We start from the raw sequence: 17200 nt of genomic DNA on the forward strand, positions 1-17200 counted from the left end.
GTATCGCGAGGGAAGAGGGCAACCTGTTCTGGTCCGCGAGAACCGGAGCCAGAGGTTCGCCACTTCGGCGCCACCTCGGCTTCCGGTCCCCGCGGATGTTCGTCAGAACGAGCGCCACTCGTCGACCATCGGGGGTCAGCGGCCAGATTGACCCAGAGGGCCGCTACGTCACCCTGCGTACCTACACCTCCACTGCACCCCGAACTCCTCGCAGCGCCGCTGCGAGGTCGGCAGCGATCTCGAAGGTCGGTGCCGCCCTCCCGGTCTCGTCTGCGTCCAGCGCGACGTGCTCGACGCGGGCCAGCATCTCCGTTGCGGTCTCCCGGTCATGGAGCGCCAGAGCCAGTTCTGCGCGGTACACCAGAACCTCTACGTGTGTGACGGGGTCGTCGTCGGCCTGCGGGCGAGCCAACGCGCTGTCGAGGATGCGGACTGCCTGGCCGGCGTCACCCTTGGAGTCGGCCAGCACGACGGCGTTCGCCAGCGCTTTGGCGAGTCGTCCGGCGGATGCGGGGGCTGACGTGGGCATCGTGGCGGGGTTCTGGAAGACGCGGATCCAGTTGCCGCCCGGGTCGACGACGCTGAATCCGCCCAGCCCGTCGGCGTTCTTTCGAGCCCTGGGCCGGGTCATCCGCGGCATTCCGGACACCAGGACTTTGCCGTACGCGTCCCGCATGCCGGTAGCGAAAGCCCGGTGCAGTTCCGCGATGTCCGGGGTGATCACGAGACAGGAGCCGTAGGAATGCTCTGGGTCGAACCCGGCGATCTCGAAGAATTGCAGGTGCAGGTCTTCACGTTGCAGTGCCACGCAGGGGTTGGGTTTGCGCTGCTTATACGTGGTGCTGAAGCCGAGAACCCGGTAGAAGGTCTCGATGTCGTCAATCGACGCGCAGGGCAGCAGGGGAACGGTCACCTCGTTGGTCATGGCTCTTTCCTAGGCGTCGCGGAGGGTCTGTCGCACATGGAAATAGCCGATCATCGCCCGAGCCCATCCGATCGGGCGATGCGACCGCAGTCGGCGTGCAGCCGCTTGGATGTGCGGAGACGTCCGTCGGACGGCTGGGGGTGTGGTGGCAGAGCCTGTCGGGTGGGCGGCACGGCTGGTTGAATCGTCGGAATGACTGGCTGGCCGACTGTGATCGGGACGCTCGGCGGGGTCGCCGTCACGGCCCTCCTCGGGCTCGTGACCGCATACCTCACACATCGCTGGCAGCAGGAGCGGGTTCGCCAGGAGCAGCAGATCGTGTCCCACCGGGAGCTTCGCGCGGCACGCCGCGACGTTTATGCGCGGTATCTGGTGTCGGCCCAGCATGCGTTCGATGCCGCGAAAGCCCAGTACCTGGCCAACCGCGACCAACCACGGGATCCGGCCGAGTTCACCACGGACCCGCCCGAGGAGATGCGCGTCGCGATCGCCGCCAACGAGGCGCTACGGGTCGAGGTGATGCTGCTGGCCGGCGAGCCGCTGCGGGCCGCGTTGGAGGCGTACGACAGGGGTTTGTGGAGACTGTGGCCGGTGCTGGGGTCCGGCAACGACCGGAGCTTCCAATCGGACAGCACCCGGAGGTACCACCGCCTGGTCCAGGCAATGCACGACGAGGTCACCGGCACCCATTGAAGACGCCGTACGCCCTACGGTCGGTTTGATCTTTCACGCCATGCAGGTGATCAAGTCGTGTCGTCACCCCGGACGAGCCATCGACGGATCGTCGACAGGTCCGCCTCGGTCAGGCCGGTGTACGGGTCGACGCGGTGCAGCAGCGCCCTTGCCGGGTGATGCGCCTTGACCCATCGCCGGTCGGCGTCGGTTGTCTCGTCGTCGAGCCAGACGAACGGACGTCCGGCTGCCCACCGACCGGGAGGTCCGGAAGCCCGAGCCGTGGCGAGATGACCTCGTTCGCCTCCGCCATCCACGTCGTTGCCCAGACCAACTGGCATCCCAGGGACATCAGTCCGCGCCCGTCATCCGGGTCGAGCCGATCGAGCAGGGGATTGCCCGTATCGTCCGATGGTCGAGCCGGGGAAGGTCTTCGATCACCCGGCCGGGCCTTGAACGGGATCAGCGGTCCGTCCACGTCGAGGAAGAGCAGGGGGCGGGTGGCGAGGCCGGGCGTCACGCCCGAACCGTAACGTGAGGACGGTCCGGGCTGCACCGGGTACGCGGCCGGACGCCGGGCGGCCCCGACCAGACAGCGGGGAGAGCGCATGACATCGACCGTGTTTCGTTTCGACCAGGGCCTGGCGGTACGGCGGCTGGGGTTCGGTGCCATGCACCTGCCCACCGAGCCGGGTCCTGCCCACGAAGCCGCTCTGACGGTGGTCCGGCGGGCTGTCGAACTCGGCGTCACGCTGATCGACACCGCCTACCTGTACGGCGGGGGAGCCAACGAGGAACTTCTTGCCGAGGCCCTGCATCCCTATCCGGACGGGCTGCTCATCACCACGAAGGTCGGTGTCGCACGCTCCGGCGCTGGGGGCGAATGGAAGCTGGACGGGCGCCCGGCGGTCCTGCGTACGCAGGTCGAGCAGGGATTGCGCCGGCTGCGGTTGGAGCGGATCGAGCTGCTCCAGCTACATCGGATCGATCCGGAGACACCGCTCGCCGACCAGCTCGGCACACTGCGCGATCTGAGGGCCGAGGGAAAGATCGGCCGGATCGGACTTTCCGAGGTCACCGTCGCCGAACTCGACCAGGCACGGCGGATCGTCGACGTGGCGAGTGTGCAGAACAGGTACAACGTGCTCGATCGCGAGCATGAGCCCGTACTCGAAGCCTGTGAGCGGGCGGGGATCGCGTTCCTGCCGTGGCGGCCGGTCGCGGCAGGTTCGTCGGGAGCGAAGGCGGAGATCGCGGCGGTGGCGGCCGAGGTCGGTGCCACACCCACCCAGGTTTTGCTCGCGTGGCTGCTGGGCCGGTCGCCGGTGATGCTCCCGATTCCGGGTACCGCTCGGCTGGACCACCTGGAGGAAAATCTCGCCGCGGAAGGGCTCCACCTGGGCCAGACCCATCGCGCCCGCCTGGACCGGCTGCACGAGCCGGCGTAGGACTTCGAGGCAGTCCGTCATCCGCGTCATCGGGTGGCCGGCTCGTACCGGAGATTCTCACCAGCCGGCAGCAGATATCCCTCCCAGCGCGGTTCCGGTGCGATGCCGTCGAGCTGTTCGGAGGAGATGTCGGCGTTCAGTTTCGAAGCCGATGAGGCCGAGCCGGAACGGGACCTCGCGGAAGATTGTCGTGCCGACGGCGGCCAGCCAGTCGTCCAGGGGACGCCGCCAGACCAGGGAATCCTCCCCGCTCCGGGAGTCGAAGGGGAAGCCGCCGATGCGCGGGTCGACGCGCGCCAGAGCTCCCAGGGGCAGATAGAAGTCGAGCCATTCAGGATCCTCGTCGCCACCCAGGATCACGCAACCGCACACCACTCGGTGACCATTCGGAAGGTGCACCGTCCCCCGCAGGTGGCCGAAGGTCGCCAGGGATGAGACGGTGCAGGGAACTTCCGCCTGCTCACCAGGTTCGTGGTCTCGGGATCCGTAGCAGCCGTCGATGGAAGCCGCTCGCCACAGGGCCGTCAGCGCCCTTTGTAAGCCTTGATGATCCAGGTCGCCCAACTCGATGGACAGCTCGTAGAACCCTCCCGACCAGTTTTCTTCGTCGGTGAACGAGGCTGGATCAGGCATGGCCCTTCCGAGGGGTCAGGACGCAGAACTCGTTGCCGTCGGGGTCGGCCAACAGCACCCGGCCGACGTCGTCCTGGCCGGTGTCGATTCGGGTGGCCCCGAGGGAGAGGAGACGGTCGACCTCCACTTGCTGGTCACCGTCGGCCGGTGGAGCGAGGTCGAAATGCAGCCGGTTCTTCCCGGTTTTCGGCATCAGGGGCGGGCCGCCCCAGGTGATCTTCGGACCGCCGTACGGGGAGCGGATCGCGGTCTCCTGGTCCTGGTCCCAGACCAATGGCCAGCCCAGCGCCTCGCTCCAGAAGTAGCCGACCCGCTGCGAACCGTCGGACGAGAGCGCGCCGATGAATCCGCACTCGGCTAGGAAGTTGTTGCCCGGCTCGATGACGCAGAACTCATTGCCCTCGGGGTCGGCGAGCACCACGTGATCCTCGTCGGGGAGTTGGCCGACGTCGATGTGCCGCGCGCCGAGCTTGAGTGCCGTCGCCACCGTCTGCTGCTGCTGATCGAGGGACGCGCTCGTCAGATCGAAGTGGATCCTGTTCGGGCCGGTCTTCTGCTCCCGGCTCGGGAGAAATCGGAGCCGGAACCCGGTGTCGTCGCTCGGCAGGAGGGCGATGCCGTCGTGGGGATCGTCGGCCAACTCCCAGCCCAGGACACCGGCCCAGAATTGCCCGACACGGAGTGGGTCGTTGGCGTCAAAACAGAGCGCAAAAAGTTGGGTGGTCATCCGGCTTCGCATCTCCGATCTGGTGACTCATGGTCGGAGACACGGCACCTCCGCCCTGTCCCGCGAGGAAATCAACGCTAGGACGGTCGGCGCCCGTCATGCAACGCGAATACCAGCGGGGGTGGCCCGGCGGTAGCCGGTCATCGCCGCGCGAAGGGAGTGGGTATGACACCGGACGAACTTGTCACTCTGGCGCTTGAGGTTTCCGAGGAGGGCATGCGGGCGGGTGAGCTGCCTGTCGGCGCGGTCGTGGCGATGGGTGACGAGATCATCGGGCGTGCGTACACCCAGGAGCGGACGCAGGGCCGCCGACTGGTCCACGCCGATCTGCTGGCCCTGGAACAGGCCGACCGGAGCCTCGGCTGGAAGCAGCGAAGGGATCCCCTGACGTTGGCGATCACGTTGGAGCCGTGTCTCATGTGCCTCGGAGCCGCGATGGCGCTCGGAGTGTCCCAGGTCTACTACGGTCTGGAGGCACCTGACGACGGCGCTGCCGGCGTACCCGCCGTATGGCAGCCGTCTCGGCAAACCATGTGGTTTTCGCAGGTACCTGCCGTGGCGGGCGGATACCGTCGATTCGAGTGCCGGGACCAGTTCCGCCGCTACGCTCTGACCGCGTCGAACACCAATCTGCGCCGGTACGCCGAAAGCATGAGTATCGAGCCGGACGAATCGGTCGGCGTGTGACCACGGCGGGAGTCTGATGGCGGGTACGACTCGCGGCGATGGCGCCCCGAGGCGTACCCGCCGGCCCTGCGCCACGTCGCAAGGTCCCCTTCGCTCTCCTGAGGATGGGCCTTCACCCGCCGGGGACGGAGACATCCGCTCGACAGGGGCCGCGGTAACGAACGCCGGGTTTGCCAGGGCGGGTGGAGAGTGTGGTTGTGTCGATCTTTATGATCACCCGATGTTCGGACTCTTCAGGAAGCCGCCCACACCGGATACCGACTATGGCCAGGCCGACCTGGAGTTGCGCAGTGCGCGTGACCGGGCGCTCGCGGGTGACTGGGCAGCAGGCCGCGACCTGATCAGGTCGACCGGCAAGGACTGGGAGCTGCGCGGCCGTAGGCTCGCGGTGCTGAGCAGCGCCGTCGCGGAGTCCTCGCAGTGGCTGGACGCGTGGGAAGCCACTGCGCCAGACGACCCGACGGTTGCCATCCTGCGAGCTGGTGCCCTGATGGACCAGGCTGGCAAGGCCCGGGGCCAAGCGTCTGCGCGCAACACCAGCCGGGAGCAGTTCGAGAGGTTCCAACAGCTTTCCGCCCTCGCGACCGAGGCCGGCCACCGCGCGGCGGAGCTCAACCCGGACGACCCCTATCCATGGGCGACCAGCATGACCTCGATGCTCGCCAACGGCCGCCAGCAGCGCGACGAGTTCCTCGTGGCGATGGACGAGTCGGTCAAGCGTGATCCGTACAATTTCGACGCTCACCTCATGGCGGTGACTTTCCGCTGTGCGAAGTGGTACGGCTCGCACGAGCAGATGTTCGACGCCGCCCGCGAGCCCGCCGCCGCCGCACCCGCCGGGTCATCGGTCGCGATGCTGCCGCTGCTCGCCCACTTCGAGTACGCGCTGCGCGAATTCGGCTTTGACACGCGGGCGGAGTCGCTGAGCACAAAAGCGAGTTACTTCCGCCGGCCGGAGGTGATCGGGGAGATCGACGCGTGCGCGGCGAAGTGGCGCGGGGCCGGCGAGCCTCGCCTGATCGGTCGGGGCATCACGCTTCGTCACTGGCTGGCGCTGGCGAACTACCTGGCCGACCATGACCGGAAGGGGACCAAGGCTCTGCTCGCGCAAATCGGTCCCTACCTCGGAAACACCGCGACGTACGGCTACTTCTGGATGCGGCAGACCGAGGGCTTCCACGCCGTCTGGAAGTGGGCCGACAAATGAGCACGCCGGGGGCTCGACGTTCCTAAGCAACGCCGGCTCCCGCGCCACCGGCCACGTCAGCCCCCGACCGGTTCGGGTTTCAGCCCCGCAGGGTGGCGATGGCCTTCTCGATACGCCGCTGGCGTGTCTCGGGCTTCTTCGCGCTCTCGATCGCGCGTACGTGCTCACGCTTGTGGCTGTACGCCAGATTGTCGTACGCGGCGCGGGCGATCGGGTCGTCGTCCAGGGCTCGGGCGAAGTCCGTCGGCTCGACGACGACGCGTGGCTCGGTGTCGAGTTTCAGCTCGACCTCGACCTCGTCGCCGATCGCGACGCCCGCGGCCTGCCGGTTGGCGTTGCTGAGGCCGAGCAGGTGGCGACCGCGCATGATGGCGACTCGGCTCCTCCAGGAATGCCCGTTGACCGTGATCGTCACCGGCGGCCGGGCGCCCCCGCCGAGCGCCTCCACCACATCGGGCGGCACTTCCAGCCCCCGCATGGGCTCGGGCGGCTCGACGAGGGTACGAAACTTCACGACGTGCTCCTTGCCGATCGGTACGGGGTCAGGAGGCGTAGGTGGTGATCTTCCACAGGTAGCCGTCAGGGTCGCTGAAGTAGCCGAAGTACCCGCCCCATTGGGCGGCCGCTGCCTCTCTGACCACGCTACCGCCGGCGGTCACCGCATTGCGGATGGTCTCGTCCACCACCTCCCTGGAGTCGGGGTTGAGGTGGAACGAGGCGCCCCGGAAGCCGGACCCCTCCGCGGAGACGCCTGCGTCCTGTGCCGCCGCGTCCCATTCGTAGAGAGCCAGTTGTAGGGCTCCCTCGCCCAGGCTGAACGAGACGAAGTTGCGGGTATCCTTGTCGATCTTGAAGCCCAGACCTTCGGCGTAGAACTTCTTGGCGCGGTCCAGGTCCTTAACACCGAGCATGATGGCGCTCACCGACAGTGACACGGTTTTCTCCTTGTAATTTCGATCTGCTGGCCGTACCGGTGGGCCGGACATCGGTCCGGGGCCCGGGATGTCACACCGGCTCGGTTCCGCCGGTCAATTGGTATGACAGGCCGCGACGGAGGAACGTGACAGATGATCGAGAACGACTGGCTGAGCGAACGGTTCGCCGAGCACCGGGACCGCCTGCACGCGGTGGCGTACCGGATGCTCCGCTCGTCCGGCGACGCCGAGGACGCGGTGCAGGAGGCGTGGCTGCGGGTCAGCCGCGCCGACACCGACAAGGTGGAGAATCCGGCCGGGTGGTTGACCACGATCGTCGCCCGGGTCTGCCTGAACATGCTCGAAGCACGCCGGGCCCGCCGTGAGGAGCCGGTCGGGGCGCTGCCACCCGAGCCAGCCACACCGCACGCCACCACCCCAACCGGCCCGGTCGACCCCGAGGACGAGGCGCTGCTGGCCGACTCGGTCGGTGTCGCACTGATGGTGGTCCTGGACACGCTGACTCCCGCCGAACGGCTCGCGTTCGTCCTGCACGATGTCTTCGACGTGTCGTTCGCGGAAATCGGTGCCATCGTCGACCGCTCCCCGGCCGCGGCCCGGCAACTGGCCAGCCGGGCCCGCCGCCGGGTGCAGGGAGCGGCTGCCGCGTCCGACGCCGCACGCTCCCGCAAGCGGGACGTCATCGCCGCCTTCCTGGCCGCCTCCCGCAACGGAGATTTCGACGCCCTGCTCACGCTGCTCGACCCGGACGCCGTGACCGGTGGGGCCCAGGGCGCCCACGCGGTGGCGGCAACCTTCGCCGGACGAGCCCAGGCCGCCCGGCCCGCCCTGGTCAACGGCGTTCCGGCGGCCGTCTATGCGTACCGCGGCCTGCCGAAGGCCGTCTTCACGTTCACCATCAGCAACGACAAGATCACCAGCATCGCCATCGACGCCGACCCGGATCGGCTCCGCGACCTCGACATCGTCTTTCTCAGCACCGGCGACAGGGAGCGGGGATGATTCTCGGGCCGGACGAGAGACCGGACCTGTTCCGGACGGAGGTCAAGCTCTCGTATTGCACGCTCGCCGTCCACGATCTTGACCAGTCGCTCCGCTTCTACCGCGACGTACTCGGCTTCCAGGTACGCGATGACGTCGAATTCGAGGGGATGCGGTGGGTGAGTGTCAGCGCGCCGTCGCAGCCGGACGTGCAGATCGTCCTCGAACCACCCGGCGTCCACCGGGGCGCCACGCCGGCCGACCAGCAGGCGATCAGGGACCTCATGGCCAACGGACTGCTGGGCCGTCTCGTGTTCGTGACCGACGACTGCGACGCCACCTTCGAGCGCGTCGAGGCCGCGGGCGCCGAAGTGATGCAGGAACCGATCGACCAGCCCTCCGGCGTCCGCGACTGTGCCTTCTGTGATCCCTCCGGAAACCTGCTGCGCTTCACCCAACCCGCGGCCGATAGTCCCGGCAATCGCGTCACGCCGAGCGCAGGCGTTTCGACCGGGCATAGCACCCAGAATTGTCTCCCGCCGGCCGTAGTCTCACCGGCATGACAACTCCGCAGACACATACCCTCGCCATTGCAGGCGTCGACCTGGTCTACGACGTGCGCGGTCCGCTGCCCCCGTCCGGCGGGCGCCCCGCCCTGCTCATGATCGGACAGCCGATGACGGCGAGCGGTTTCGAGGCGCTCGCCGCCCACTTCACTGACCGTACGGTGGTCACCTATGACCCGCGTGGGCTGGGGCGGAGCATCCGCAAGGACGGGCGGTCCGACCACACACCGCAGCAGCAGGCCGCCGACCTGCACCTGCTGATCGAGGCGCTCGGTGCCGGGCCGGTCGAGGTGTTCGCCAGCAGCGGCGGTGCGGTGACCGCACTGGAACTGGTCGCGGCGTACCCCGGCGACGTTGTGACGCTGGTGGCGCACGAGCCGCCGATCAACGCGGTGCTCCCCGACGCCACGGCCGCCGAGCGCGCCCGCGCGGGCTTCCACGAGGCGTACCAGGCGAAGGGCAACGGCGCGGGAATGGCCGCGTTCATCCTGATGACCTCGTGGCAGGGCGAGTTCACCGACGCCTATTTCGCCCAGCCCACGCCCGACCCGGCGATGTTCGGCATGTCGACCGAGGACGACGGCAACCGCGACGATCCGCTGCTGTCGAAGAACTCGTGGGCGATCACCGACTACCGCCCGGACGCGAGCGTGCTCACCGCCGCTCCGACCCGGATCGTGATCGCGGTCGGCGAGGAGTCGGCGGGGACCTACACCGCGCGTACGGCCGGGGGCACTGCGGCGTTGCTCGGCCAGGAGGCGACGGTGTTCCCGAGCCACCACGGCGGCTTCCTCGGTGGTCAGTTCGGTTACGCGGGCAAGCCCGAGGAGTTCGCGGCGAGGCTGCGCGAGGTGCTGGACGCGGGCTGAGGCTCAGGTCAGGACCGGATCAACGCGTCAGAACCTCGCGGGTCGCCAGGACGGTCCCGCGATCCCGGGTGGTGTGCGCCACGTCGGCTTGATGGCTTGCCAGGTGGCGGGCCACTGCTCGGGCGGGAGTGCCAGGGTGGCGCACACCTCGCGGGCCAGGCCCTCGGGGGTCCGGCCGTGCCACGGGCAGTCGACGAAGACCTGGTAGTCGTCGTCGATCTGAAGCGCGACCCGGAACAGCTCGGGGTTGCGGTAGTCGTTCGCGACCCAGCTCGGTCGGAGGCCGTGGGTGCGCAGCCGATCGCGGTCGATGTTCGTCAGGACAAGCCGTCCGGCCGTCCGTTCCGGCGTCTCCCATGAATGATCTGCTGCCACCCGTGCGACCTCGGCGTCGTACCGGGTGGCGGTGAAGGAGACGCCTCGGAGCATGGGGACCTCGATCGACCAGTCCCAGTGGACCAGGTCGCCGTCCCGGACGATGGTCACGTCCGTGGACCCACAGCCGTACACCCCGCAGGTGCAGCGGGCGATCGGTACGGTGCGCGGTTGTGACGTGGCCACGAGACGATTGGTGGGGACAAGGATTTCGTACGGGTCCATCCCGAGCCCGGCTCCGGCGGAGGTCATCTCCACGTCGTTGACGTACACCCGCACCTGGAATCCACCGCCGGTGGCGGCGGTCGCCGACGACACCTCCAGACGTAGGGAGTCCACCCCCGGTCGGCGGGCGATGCCTCCACCTGCCGCCACGGTGAAGCCGATCGGAACGGTGCCCGGGTAGGGGATCCCGAGTTCCTCGAGCGCCTTGACGACGAGTTCGCGGACATCCCAGGACGAGTCCCGTACGGAGACACCCGCGAGTTCACACAGTGCCGGGGAGTCCAGCCCGTCGATGAGCGCCTGGCAGGCGGCATGGATCATGTCTTCGAGGCCGTATCCGGTGTCCGCGTTCCACCGCTCCACAGCGTCGTACAGGCGCTTCTCGGCGATTTCGCCACCCGTTTCGGTCACGGTCACCATCGTCCACGACCGTTCCGGGGACCGCATCGGCATTAGTGTCGGGGAGGGGCGGTTCAGCGCGTCCCCGGTCTGCCGCCGAAGCGCCAGTAATGAACTTCCGTACGGCCTTCGCCACCTGTCGGCAACGAGGCCGCCGCAGCTTCGCGGTCCGGTGCCTCCAGCAGAGCCGCCCGGCCGAGGTGTGTTTCGCCGTCCAGGGCGAGTAGATCGCCGTACACGATCGTGTGTTTCGGGGGGACCGGTTGGGGGCCTGGTTCACCCCGGGCAATAACGAGGAACCGGCCGTAGCCGTCGACCGCTTCGGTGAAGTCCCACATCGTACGGCCGAGGACGTTGACGAACCCGTACAGCAGGATCGAGCCGAACACCCCGGCCCGGTGGTACGGCTCCTCGTACGCGAACTTGTGGGCAGCCAGCGCATCGGGCTGGTCGACGATGTGCAGGCTGCCCGTTGTCTCCGCCTCCTCACCATCACCGGTCAGGGTCGGCCCACGGGCGATCAGTCTGTCGGCGTACGAATCCATGAAGGACCAGTGTTCGGCGTTCAGGCTTCTCTTGAGCCCGAAGGAACCGGGGCGGTCGCGGCCGTAGACGAAATACTGCACGCCGCCCAGCCTAGAGATCGCCGACAGCGGCCCGAACCAGCCCACGCTTGGGACAGACGAGCGCACAGCGCCGGTGCGAGGATCAGTGCGTGGAGATTCGCTTCGACTTCGGTGACGAGCATGGTCGGGTGTTGGTGGACGTCGTGCCGAACACCGACCCGGTGGCCGTCGGCAAGACCGAGCGGGAGTTCGGGATGCCGGTGTGTACGGCGTCCGTGGAGTTCAGTGCGCGCGGTTACCGGTCGCTGCTGGGCTGGGTGCAACTGGTACGTGAGCCCGGCCCGTCGGACCCGTTCGGGATCGATCCGTTCGACCTGTTCGAGGACTCCAGCGCACCTTTTGCCTGGTACGGGTTCCAACCGGCGCTGTTCGACGCTCCTTCCCACTGGCGCCCCGGTGCGGTGCGGTGGGAAGCGCACAGCTTCCTGACCATCGGTCCCTGGGACGTCGACCCGACGCTCGTGGTTCCCCTGGTCGGGTTCGCCTGGGGCTACGGCTATGACCAGGATCCGGAGGACCAACCGCACCTGTCCCCGGTGCGCCTGCTCGGACCGGCGGACTGGGACGGCCATCGTCCCTACCTGGCCGACAGGTACCCGACCTGGAAGTTCGACGACGGGAGCCCGCTCGCCGACCAACGGTGACGACCGTTCCGACGGGCGGATTGTGACTAGTGCCCCGTCTTTGAACGTTGATCCACCCCCCTAGTGACAACACCCGTTGTCGACACTCGGCCTGACGCCGACAACAGATGTTGTCAACCCCTGTCCGGTAGTCGCGTTTCGTCGTCGCGTCGTCGTGCCGTTTCCGCACCACCGCCGCAGGTCCGAATCGTCTCGCCCGCCACCACCACAGTGACAACAGCGTTGTCAAGCAGTGGGCCTACCGCGCACGGCTGATGCTGTCCCCGCACGACGGAAACGGCGTTTGAGGAGCATCCGTGTCAGATCGTGCGCTAAGTTTTTCGTTGGGCTGCTTGGTGCTTTGACCTGGGGCGATTGAGCGTCGGAGCCTTCGTGGGTCGTTGTCAGTTGGTAACCTTCTCCGCACAAGGTGCAGGCCGGAGCTGGCGAAGCAGGAATCGCGGGCCGTGGCGCGTGGTCATCGTGCCAACGGCACGGCCCTGACCGTCTCGTTAAGCAGGAGTGTTTTGATGCCGACCGTCGCGTTTCTTGCCCGATTCAAGGTTAAGCCAGGGAAGGCAGCGGACCTGATCGCCGGTTTCCGACCTGCGATCGAGCAGGCGGAGCAGGAACCGGGCACGCTGTTCTACGCTCTGCACCGGTCCAAGGACGATTCCGAGCTGTTCTGGATCTCCGAGCTCTACGCAGACGACTCTGCCTTCGCCGTTCACCACGGGAGCGCTGTGATGGCCGCAGTCAGGCCGGTGATAGCGGAGCTCGTCGCCGAGTCGGAACAGGTCTTCGGCGCGGCTGTGTATGGGAAGGGCGTACCGGCCTGACTGTCCGCGTCCCGCGGGACCATGCCTTCCCTCTCGCCGAACGTTCTCCGAATCGCAGGTGAGGAACATGGTCGAGTGAGATAGCCCGGGGCAGCACGTTGCCATCCGGCGGCCGTTTCCGCGCCACCGGCGCGGGTCCGGGTCGCCTTGCTCGCCACTGCCACGGCGACAACATGCGTTGTCGAGCGTCATGGTTCAACGCGCTCGGTTGGGCGGACATCAGCACCATGATCGCCCGCCGCAGCTTCACCGGGTCCTTCGCGGTCCGGGTGATCCGCTGCAACCGCTGACCCTCGACCATCGACACCTGCCGGACGAACACCTCCGGGCGTCTACCCACCGGCCACCACCTCCCACAGCGTCCTACGTTGGGAGACAGCCGGCCCGACGCCCCCTCAGAACCGACGGATTACACGATCAACGTTCAAAGACGGGGCACTAGCTCGGTCATCGGGGCCGGCGTACCCGTACCCAGCCGAGGAAACGGTGGTGGATGGCGTCCGGCTCGACGGCCAGCTCCACCGCCGGATTGACGGCGGTGAGGTCCGCGAGGGCGTGCACGAACTGTGCACCGAGGTAGAGGTACAGCTCGACCTGCCGGTCCCGGAAACCGTGTGTCAGGTCGAGTTTGGCGTCCGCGCAGGGCCACGGTTGGGCGTCGGTCCGGCAGATCCAGAATGGTCGCAGGGGAGTGTGCATCGCCAACTCCGGCGGGTCAGGCATGACCATTCCGCCCGCTCGGGCCGGGTATGACCGGCGGCCAGTCAGGGACATGTCCCGGCAACGCGCGGCGGCGTACGACAAAGGGCATCTCGGGTTTTTCCGGCTCGCCCGGTGGCATCTCGACGCCCCGCAGGGACAGCCATTCCCCGCCCCACACCGAGGCGTCCTTCGGCAGGTACGTCACGCGTAGGTGCAGGTCACCGTCGCCGGGCCGGACATGCGGGTGGGCGCCCCGGTGGTACTCGTCGTGCTCCGCGTTCACGATGTCGCCGATCTTGACGAGCGGCTTTCCGCTCATTTCGTGGAAGTTCCGCGCAACGGTTCGGTCGTCGTGTTCGGACATCGGCGCGTCTCCTTTCGTCGGTGGAAGGGGCCGCCCCGCTCGCACGGGCGGGTGGGGAAGGAACGGGGCGGCCCCGCAGTTCCGCCCGGGCGTTTGCCGACAGCTCCGAGCGGTTCCACTAGTGACACCCTGGTACCGCGCCCCCTAGTGTCGATAGGCGTTCGAACCCGCTAGAGCCGACGTGACGGGAGCGGGTCCCGCATGAGTGGCCGTGAATAGTTGATCTGTTGAATTGGGGGATGTCGAATGGCGGACGTACCGGGTCCACTGGCCGAATTCATCGTTGGGGAGATCCGCCGGGCGAGGACCGCGTCCGGCCAGACACAGGAGTCGTTCGGCAAGGCCGCTGGTTTCAGCGCGTCACACGTCAGCTCGGTCGAGAACGGCACCCGAGCACTGACCATGGACTTCGTCCGTGGCGCCGATCGCGCGTCGAACACCGGCGGCCTGTACGAGCGGCTCGTGCTCAAGTTCGGCGCCCCGTCGTGGTTCCAGCCGTGGCGGGACGCCGAACAGTCGGCCGACCAACTCCGGGCTTTCCAGCCGAACCTGATTCCCGGCCTGCTCCAGACCGAGGACTACGCCCGCGCGGTGTTGCGTCTAGACACGACGATGAGCGAAGCGGAGGTAGAACAGGCCGTGGCGACCCGGATGGAGCGGCAGGCGATCCTGGACCGGGACGACCCGCCGCACCTCGTGGCCGTGCTCGACGAGGTTGCGCTGCACCGCTTCGCCGAGGGCTGCGACAAGATGCTCGCGGCCCAACTCGTGCACCTGCTGGAGATGGCGCAGCGACCACGGGTCAGCGTGCACGTCATCCCGGCCGGCGTCGGCCTACATGTCGGGCTGAGCGGCCCGTTCGTCCTGGTACACAGGTCGGAGGGCGGCTGGGTCGGGTACATGGAGAATCAGCTCGGCGGCACGGTCGTGCATCGGGCCGAGCAGGTGGCCAGCCTGCTGACAAGGTGGGAGAGCGTCCGGAACGAGGCTCTGCCGACGCGTCAGTCTCTCGATCTGATCAAGGAAGTGGTGAAGCCATGGATCTGACCGGCGCCAGGTGGCGTAAGTCCTCTCGCAGCGGCTCCAGTGGCGGCAACTGCGTGGAGGTCGCGGACAACCTGCCCGGCCGCGTGCTGGTCCGCGACACCAAGAACCGCGACGGCGGCACCCTGACCTTCGCCCCGGACGCGTGGCGCGCGTTTGTCGGCCTGGCAAAGCAGCACTGACACCTAAAGAACCTCGACCGTCGCCCCTGTCGCCCCAACCGGCACAGGGGCACGGTCATCTCCGGCCCGCGCTTCCGCCGCTCAGTTGGTCGGCAGCTCGCCGATCAGCACCCGCCCCAACGGCCACCGGAGCCACTGTGCCGGGTCCGACCGGTGGTGCAGGGTGATCTGATCGCCGTCCACGTCGATCGAGTAACCGGCGTACGGATCAGGATCGTCCTCCTGGCCGGCGGAACCCGCCCGTCCACCGCCACGGTCAAGAGTGCCCTGGTCCGGCCCCTGTCGATCGAGCGACGGCGGCGCGGGGGAGCGCGGGTACGCCGGTGGGACGAGAGTCGCGGTGGTGAGCTGACCGAATGCCGTCCATGCCGTCAACGCTGCCAGCAGGGGCACCACGGTAAGGGCGAGTACGTGAGCCTTCACCTGGTCACCTCCGGTGCCAGGAGCCCCCGGGGGTGGGGACACCGTTCGTAACTACAACGAGCGAGCGCCCGATCGGTGTCCCCGCGACTGCGGGTTACCTGTTTGAGGCTCGGAGACCGGGGTACGAAACAAGGGATCGATGATCTCGAAACCCTGATGAGGAGGAACGATGAGCCGCAGCGAGTACCACGTCGTACCGGACGGCAGTCGCTGGAAGGTCGAGCAGGGGTCGAGCGGGTTCGGCACCTTCGCCACCAAGCAGGAGGCCGTCGACAAGGGCCGCGAGACCGCGCGGGCGAACCAGCCGAGCCAGCTCGTGCTGCACACCACCGACGGGAAGATCGAAACCGAGTACACCTACCAGGACGATCCGTACCCGCCGAAGGGCTGACGCCGCGCCCGGCGCACAAGCTTGGAAAGGGGCCCGACTCGTACGAGTCGGGCCCCTCCCGGTTGGTGGTGGTTCGGGAACTCAGGTGGGCCAGCTACCGGTGACCCGACGTACGCCGACCGCACCACCCCGGTCGACGGCCGCCTTGACCACCGCGAAGATCGCGCCCTGGATGGCGGCGGCGGCGAGGATCTCGCCCCAGCCACGGTCCTCGTCGGTGGCGTTGGGCGCGTCGCCGTCACCGGCCGCCGTCTTCCAGACCTGCTTGAACACCATGCCGGCGAGTGCACCGGCCGCGACACCGAGCAGGATTCCCACCGGTTTGTACGCCATCTTGTTGACCGTCTTGCCCATCGTGCCCATCCTCCCTCGTGGCCGGTCAGCGTCGTTGATCGCGCAGCGCCGGCAGTACGTGCTTGGCGTACAGGTCGAAAAGCCCCTGGTAGTGCGGACCGGTGTTGGCGACGTAGATCTCGTCGAAGCCCGCCTTGGCGTACTTGTCGATCATCTCCAGGTGGGCGTCCGGATCGCTGCCGCAGACGAACGCCTTGCGCACCATGTCCTCGGTGACCAGCTCGGACGCCTGCTCGAAGTGCCGGGGCGACGGCAGCACCTGGGACAACTCGCCGGGCACCCCGGCGTTCGGCCAACGCTCGTACGCGATCCGCGCACCCTCGTCCTCGGTCGCCGCGTACGCCGCCTTGAAGCCGGCCTGGCACGGCTTGTCGCCGCCGCCACCGTCCCGGAAGCGCTTGACGAGGTCGGGGTCGGGGGAGGTGCTCATGTAACCGTCACCGATCCGGGCCGCCAGATCCACCGACTTCGGGCCGAACCCGGAGACGTAGATGGCCGGCGGCTGCTCCGGCCGGGTGTAGATCCGAGCATGTTCCACCGTGTAGTGCTTGCCGTGGTGGTTGGTGAACTCGCCCTTCCACAGCTCGCGGATGACCTCCACGGACTCTTCCAGCATCTCCAGCCGTACGTCCGCGCTGGGCCACGCGTCACCGAAGATGTGCTCGTTGAGTGCCTCGCCGCTGCCGATGCCGAGCACGAACCGACCCTCGTGCAGGACCGCGCTCGTCGCCGCCGCCTGGGCGATGACCGCCGGGTGGATCCGTACGGTCGGGCAGGTGACGGCGGTGGTCACCGGCAGCCGGCAGACCTGGCTCAGCGCGCCGATCGTCGACCAGACGAACGGGCTCTGCCCCTGGGCGTCCACCCACGGGTGGTAGTGGTCGGAGATCCAGAGTGCCTCGAAGCCCGCCCGCTCGGCGCCCCGCGCCTGCTCCAGCAACTCGGCGGGGGTGTATTCCTCGCTGGAAAGGAAGTACCCGATGCGCATTGTCCACTCCTTCGC

Annotated in this window: 24 protein-coding genes and 1 pseudogene; 12 read left to right on the forward strand and 13 right to left on the reverse strand. The window is 67.9% G+C overall.

Features of this window, described 5'->3' with window-relative positions:
* Nucleotides 1-181: 181 nt before the first annotated feature.
* Nucleotides 182-925, reverse strand: a complete 744-nt coding sequence (locus OIE47_RS29730; RefSeq protein ID WP_326557828.1) for a VOC family protein — start codon at nt 923-925, stop codon at nt 182-184.
* A gap of 192 nt (nt 926-1117) precedes the next feature.
* Here OIE47_RS29730 and OIE47_RS29735 point away from each other — a divergent pair, with 192 nt between their 5' ends.
* Nucleotides 1118-1618 (forward strand): hypothetical protein, encoded by a 501-nt coding sequence (locus OIE47_RS29735; RefSeq protein WP_326557829.1) that lies wholly within the window; start codon nt 1118-1120, stop codon nt 1616-1618.
* Between the two features lie 50 nt (nt 1619-1668).
* Here OIE47_RS29735 and OIE47_RS29740 read toward each other — a convergent pair.
* Nucleotides 1669-2090: pseudogene (locus OIE47_RS29740) on the reverse strand (hypothetical protein).
* 115 nt (nt 2091-2205) lie between these two features.
* Here OIE47_RS29740 and OIE47_RS29745 point away from each other — a divergent pair.
* Nucleotides 2206-3045 (forward strand): aldo/keto reductase, encoded by an 840-nt coding sequence (locus OIE47_RS29745; protein WP_326557830.1) that lies wholly within the window; start codon nt 2206-2208, stop codon nt 3043-3045.
* A 57-nt stretch (nt 3046-3102) separates the two neighbouring features.
* Here OIE47_RS29745 and OIE47_RS29750 read toward each other — a convergent pair whose 3' ends face one another.
* Together OIE47_RS29750 and OIE47_RS29755 are read right to left on the reverse strand one after the other, a co-directional pair.
* On the reverse strand, nt 3103-3678 hold the full coding sequence (locus OIE47_RS29750) for a hypothetical protein (protein WP_326557831.1): 576 nt from the start codon (nt 3676-3678) through the stop codon (nt 3103-3105).
* The gene (locus OIE47_RS29755; protein WP_326557832.1) at nt 3671-4405 is read right to left on the reverse strand and encodes a VOC family protein; all 735 of its coding nucleotides are present in this window, start codon (nt 4403-4405) and stop codon (nt 3671-3673) included. Before OIE47_RS29755 ends, OIE47_RS29750 begins: the two co-directional genes overlap by 8 nt.
* A 165-nt stretch (nt 4406-4570) precedes the next feature.
* Here OIE47_RS29755 and OIE47_RS29760 point away from each other — a divergent pair, with 165 nt between their 5' ends.
* Both OIE47_RS29760 and OIE47_RS29765 read left to right on the forward strand, forming a co-directional pair.
* Entirely contained in the window at nt 4571-5092 is a 522-nt protein-coding gene (locus OIE47_RS29760; RefSeq protein ID WP_326557833.1) for a nucleoside deaminase, read from the forward strand.
* Nucleotides 5093-5312: 220 nt separating this feature from the next.
* Nucleotides 5313-6299 (forward strand): hypothetical protein, encoded by a 987-nt coding sequence (locus tag OIE47_RS29765; protein WP_326557834.1) that lies wholly within the window; start codon nt 5313-5315, stop codon nt 6297-6299.
* A 79-nt stretch (nt 6300-6378) separates the two neighbouring features.
* Here OIE47_RS29765 and OIE47_RS29770 read toward each other — a convergent pair whose 3' ends face one another.
* Together OIE47_RS29770 and OIE47_RS29775 are read right to left on the reverse strand one after the other, a co-directional pair.
* Nucleotides 6379-6813 carry a YdeI/OmpD-associated family protein gene (locus OIE47_RS29770; protein WP_326557835.1) on the reverse strand — a complete coding sequence of 145 codons (435 nt, stop codon included), beginning with the start codon at nt 6811-6813 and terminating at the stop codon, nt 6379-6381.
* A 28-nt stretch (nt 6814-6841) separates the two neighbouring features.
* Complete coding sequence (locus OIE47_RS29775; RefSeq protein WP_326557836.1) at nt 6842-7234, reverse strand: VOC family protein; 393 nt, start codon at nt 7232-7234, stop codon at nt 6842-6844.
* Between the two features lie 132 nt (nt 7235-7366).
* Between OIE47_RS29775 and OIE47_RS29780 the strand changes: the two genes are divergently transcribed.
* Genes OIE47_RS29780 through OIE47_RS29790 form a run of 3 tightly spaced genes read left to right on the forward strand, consistent with a single transcriptional unit; the run spans nt 7367 to nt 9650 of the window.
* Nucleotides 7367-8236 carry a sigma-70 family RNA polymerase sigma factor gene (locus OIE47_RS29780; RefSeq protein WP_326557837.1) on the forward strand — a complete coding sequence of 290 codons (870 nt, stop codon included), beginning with the start codon at nt 7367-7369 and terminating at the stop codon, nt 8234-8236.
* Nucleotides 8233-8778, forward strand: coding sequence for a VOC family protein (locus OIE47_RS29785; RefSeq protein WP_326557838.1), 546 nt, complete (start codon nt 8233-8235; stop codon nt 8776-8778). Before OIE47_RS29780 ends, OIE47_RS29785 begins: the two co-directional genes overlap by 4 nt.
* The gene (locus tag OIE47_RS29790; protein ID WP_326557839.1) at nt 8775-9650 is read left to right on the forward strand and encodes an alpha/beta fold hydrolase; all 876 of its coding nucleotides are present in this window, start codon (nt 8775-8777) and stop codon (nt 9648-9650) included. Before OIE47_RS29785 ends, OIE47_RS29790 begins: the two co-directional genes overlap by 4 nt.
* 27 nt (nt 9651-9677) lie before the next feature.
* Here OIE47_RS29790 and OIE47_RS29795 read toward each other — a convergent pair whose 3' ends face one another.
* Complete coding sequence (locus OIE47_RS29795) at nt 9678-10670, reverse strand: hypothetical protein (RefSeq protein WP_442792195.1); 993 nt, start codon at nt 10668-10670, stop codon at nt 9678-9680.
* Nucleotides 10671-10723: 53 nt separating this feature from the next.
* Nucleotides 10724-11320: a YciI family protein gene (locus OIE47_RS29800; protein ID WP_326557841.1), complete on the reverse strand. Its 597-nt coding sequence runs from the start codon at nt 11318-11320 to the stop codon at nt 10724-10726.
* A gap of 44 nt (nt 11321-11364) precedes the next feature.
* Between OIE47_RS29800 and OIE47_RS29805 the strand changes: the two genes are divergently transcribed.
* Both OIE47_RS29805 and OIE47_RS29810 read left to right on the forward strand, forming a co-directional pair.
* Nucleotides 11365-11919 carry a hypothetical protein gene (locus OIE47_RS29805; protein WP_326557842.1) on the forward strand — a complete coding sequence of 185 codons (555 nt, stop codon included), beginning with the start codon at nt 11365-11367 and terminating at the stop codon, nt 11917-11919.
* A gap of 509 nt (nt 11920-12428) precedes the next feature.
* On the forward strand, nt 12429-12737 hold the full coding sequence (locus OIE47_RS29810) for a putative quinol monooxygenase (RefSeq protein WP_326557843.1): 309 nt from the start codon (nt 12429-12431) through the stop codon (nt 12735-12737).
* A 447-nt stretch (nt 12738-13184) separates the two neighbouring features.
* Here OIE47_RS29810 and OIE47_RS29815 read toward each other — a convergent pair whose 3' ends face one another.
* Nucleotides 13185-13460 (reverse strand): hypothetical protein, encoded by a 276-nt coding sequence (locus OIE47_RS29815; RefSeq protein ID WP_326557844.1) that lies wholly within the window; start codon nt 13458-13460, stop codon nt 13185-13187.
* The gene (locus OIE47_RS29820; protein WP_326557845.1) at nt 13453-13758 is read right to left on the reverse strand and encodes a hypothetical protein; all 306 of its coding nucleotides are present in this window, start codon (nt 13756-13758) and stop codon (nt 13453-13455) included. The genes OIE47_RS29815 and OIE47_RS29820 overlap by 8 nt, the downstream gene beginning before the upstream one ends.
* Before the next feature lie 291 nt (nt 13759-14049).
* Here OIE47_RS29820 and OIE47_RS29825 point away from each other — a divergent pair, with 291 nt between their 5' ends.
* Entirely contained in the window at nt 14050-14850 is an 801-nt protein-coding gene (locus OIE47_RS29825; protein WP_326557846.1) for a helix-turn-helix domain-containing protein, read from the forward strand.
* Nucleotides 14841-15029: a DUF397 domain-containing protein gene (locus OIE47_RS29830; RefSeq protein WP_326557847.1), complete on the forward strand. Its 189-nt coding sequence runs from the start codon at nt 14841-14843 to the stop codon at nt 15027-15029. The genes OIE47_RS29825 and OIE47_RS29830 overlap by 10 nt, the downstream gene beginning before the upstream one ends.
* A gap of 81 nt (nt 15030-15110) precedes the next feature.
* Here the strand turns inward: OIE47_RS29830 and OIE47_RS29835 are convergent, their stop codons facing one another.
* Complete coding sequence (locus OIE47_RS29835; RefSeq protein ID WP_326557848.1) at nt 15111-15452, reverse strand: hypothetical protein; 342 nt, start codon at nt 15450-15452, stop codon at nt 15111-15113.
* A 169-nt stretch (nt 15453-15621) separates the two neighbouring features.
* Here OIE47_RS29835 and OIE47_RS29840 point away from each other — a divergent pair, with 169 nt between their 5' ends.
* Nucleotides 15622-15843: a DUF2188 domain-containing protein gene (locus OIE47_RS29840; protein ID WP_326557849.1), complete on the forward strand. Its 222-nt coding sequence runs from the start codon at nt 15622-15624 to the stop codon at nt 15841-15843.
* 81 nt (nt 15844-15924) lie between these two features.
* On the opposite strand, the gene OIE47_RS29845 is transcribed toward OIE47_RS29840, so the two are convergent.
* Nucleotides 15925-16197 carry a DUF4235 domain-containing protein gene (locus tag OIE47_RS29845; protein ID WP_326557850.1) on the reverse strand — a complete coding sequence of 91 codons (273 nt, stop codon included), beginning with the start codon at nt 16195-16197 and terminating at the stop codon, nt 15925-15927.
* Nucleotides 16198-16222: 25 nt separating this feature from the next.
* Nucleotides 16223-17185 (reverse strand): TIGR03557 family F420-dependent LLM class oxidoreductase, encoded by a 963-nt coding sequence (locus OIE47_RS29850; RefSeq protein ID WP_326557851.1) that lies wholly within the window; start codon nt 17183-17185, stop codon nt 16223-16225.
* Nucleotides 17186-17200: the final 15 nt, after the last annotated feature.

The organism is Micromonospora sp. NBC_01796 (assembly GCF_035917455.1).
Lineage (GTDB): Bacteria > Actinomycetota > Actinomycetes > Mycobacteriales > Micromonosporaceae > Micromonospora_G.

Coding starts and splice junctions, on each gene's coding strand:
- OIE47_RS29730 (WP_326557828.1), bottom strand. CDS start 925: ATGACCAACGAGGTGACCGTTCCCCTGCTGCCCTGCGCGTCGATTGAC.
- OIE47_RS29815 (WP_326557844.1), bottom strand. CDS start 13,460: ATGCCTGACCCGCCGGAGTTGGCGATGCACACTCCCCTGCGACCATTC.
- OIE47_RS29755 (WP_326557832.1), bottom strand. CDS start 4,405: ATGACCACCCAACTTTTTGCGCTCTGTTTTGACGCCAACGACCCACTC.
- OIE47_RS29750 (WP_326557831.1), bottom strand. CDS start 3,678: ATGCCTGATCCAGCCTCGTTCACCGACGAAGAAAACTGGTCGGGAGGG.
- OIE47_RS29810 (WP_326557843.1), top strand. CDS start 12,429: ATGCCGACCGTCGCGTTTCTTGCCCGATTCAAGGTTAAGCCAGGGAAG.
- OIE47_RS29760 (WP_326557833.1), top strand. CDS start 4,571: ATGACACCGGACGAACTTGTCACTCTGGCGCTTGAGGTTTCCGAGGAG.
- OIE47_RS29790 (WP_326557839.1), top strand. CDS start 8,775: ATGACAACTCCGCAGACACATACCCTCGCCATTGCAGGCGTCGACCTG.
- OIE47_RS29780 (WP_326557837.1), top strand. CDS start 7,367: ATGATCGAGAACGACTGGCTGAGCGAACGGTTCGCCGAGCACCGGGAC.
- OIE47_RS29820 (WP_326557845.1), bottom strand. CDS start 13,758: ATGAGCGGAAAGCCGCTCGTCAAGATCGGCGACATCGTGAACGCGGAG.
- OIE47_RS29795 (WP_442792195.1), bottom strand. CDS start 10,670: ATGGTGACCGTGACCGAAACGGGTGGCGAAATCGCCGAGAAGCGCCTG.
- OIE47_RS29765 (WP_326557834.1), top strand. CDS start 5,313: ATGTTCGGACTCTTCAGGAAGCCGCCCACACCGGATACCGACTATGGC.
- OIE47_RS29785 (WP_326557838.1), top strand. CDS start 8,233: ATGATTCTCGGGCCGGACGAGAGACCGGACCTGTTCCGGACGGAGGTC.
- OIE47_RS29850 (WP_326557851.1), bottom strand. CDS start 17,185: ATGCGCATCGGGTACTTCCTTTCCAGCGAGGAATACACCCCCGCCGAG.
- OIE47_RS29830 (WP_326557847.1), top strand. CDS start 14,841: ATGGATCTGACCGGCGCCAGGTGGCGTAAGTCCTCTCGCAGCGGCTCC.
- OIE47_RS29840 (WP_326557849.1), top strand. CDS start 15,622: ATGAGCCGCAGCGAGTACCACGTCGTACCGGACGGCAGTCGCTGGAAG.
- OIE47_RS29735 (WP_326557829.1), top strand. CDS start 1,118: ATGACTGGCTGGCCGACTGTGATCGGGACGCTCGGCGGGGTCGCCGTC.
- OIE47_RS29745 (WP_326557830.1), top strand. CDS start 2,206: ATGACATCGACCGTGTTTCGTTTCGACCAGGGCCTGGCGGTACGGCGG.
- OIE47_RS29845 (WP_326557850.1), bottom strand. CDS start 16,197: ATGGGCAAGACGGTCAACAAGATGGCGTACAAACCGGTGGGAATCCTG.
- OIE47_RS29825 (WP_326557846.1), top strand. CDS start 14,050: ATGGCGGACGTACCGGGTCCACTGGCCGAATTCATCGTTGGGGAGATC.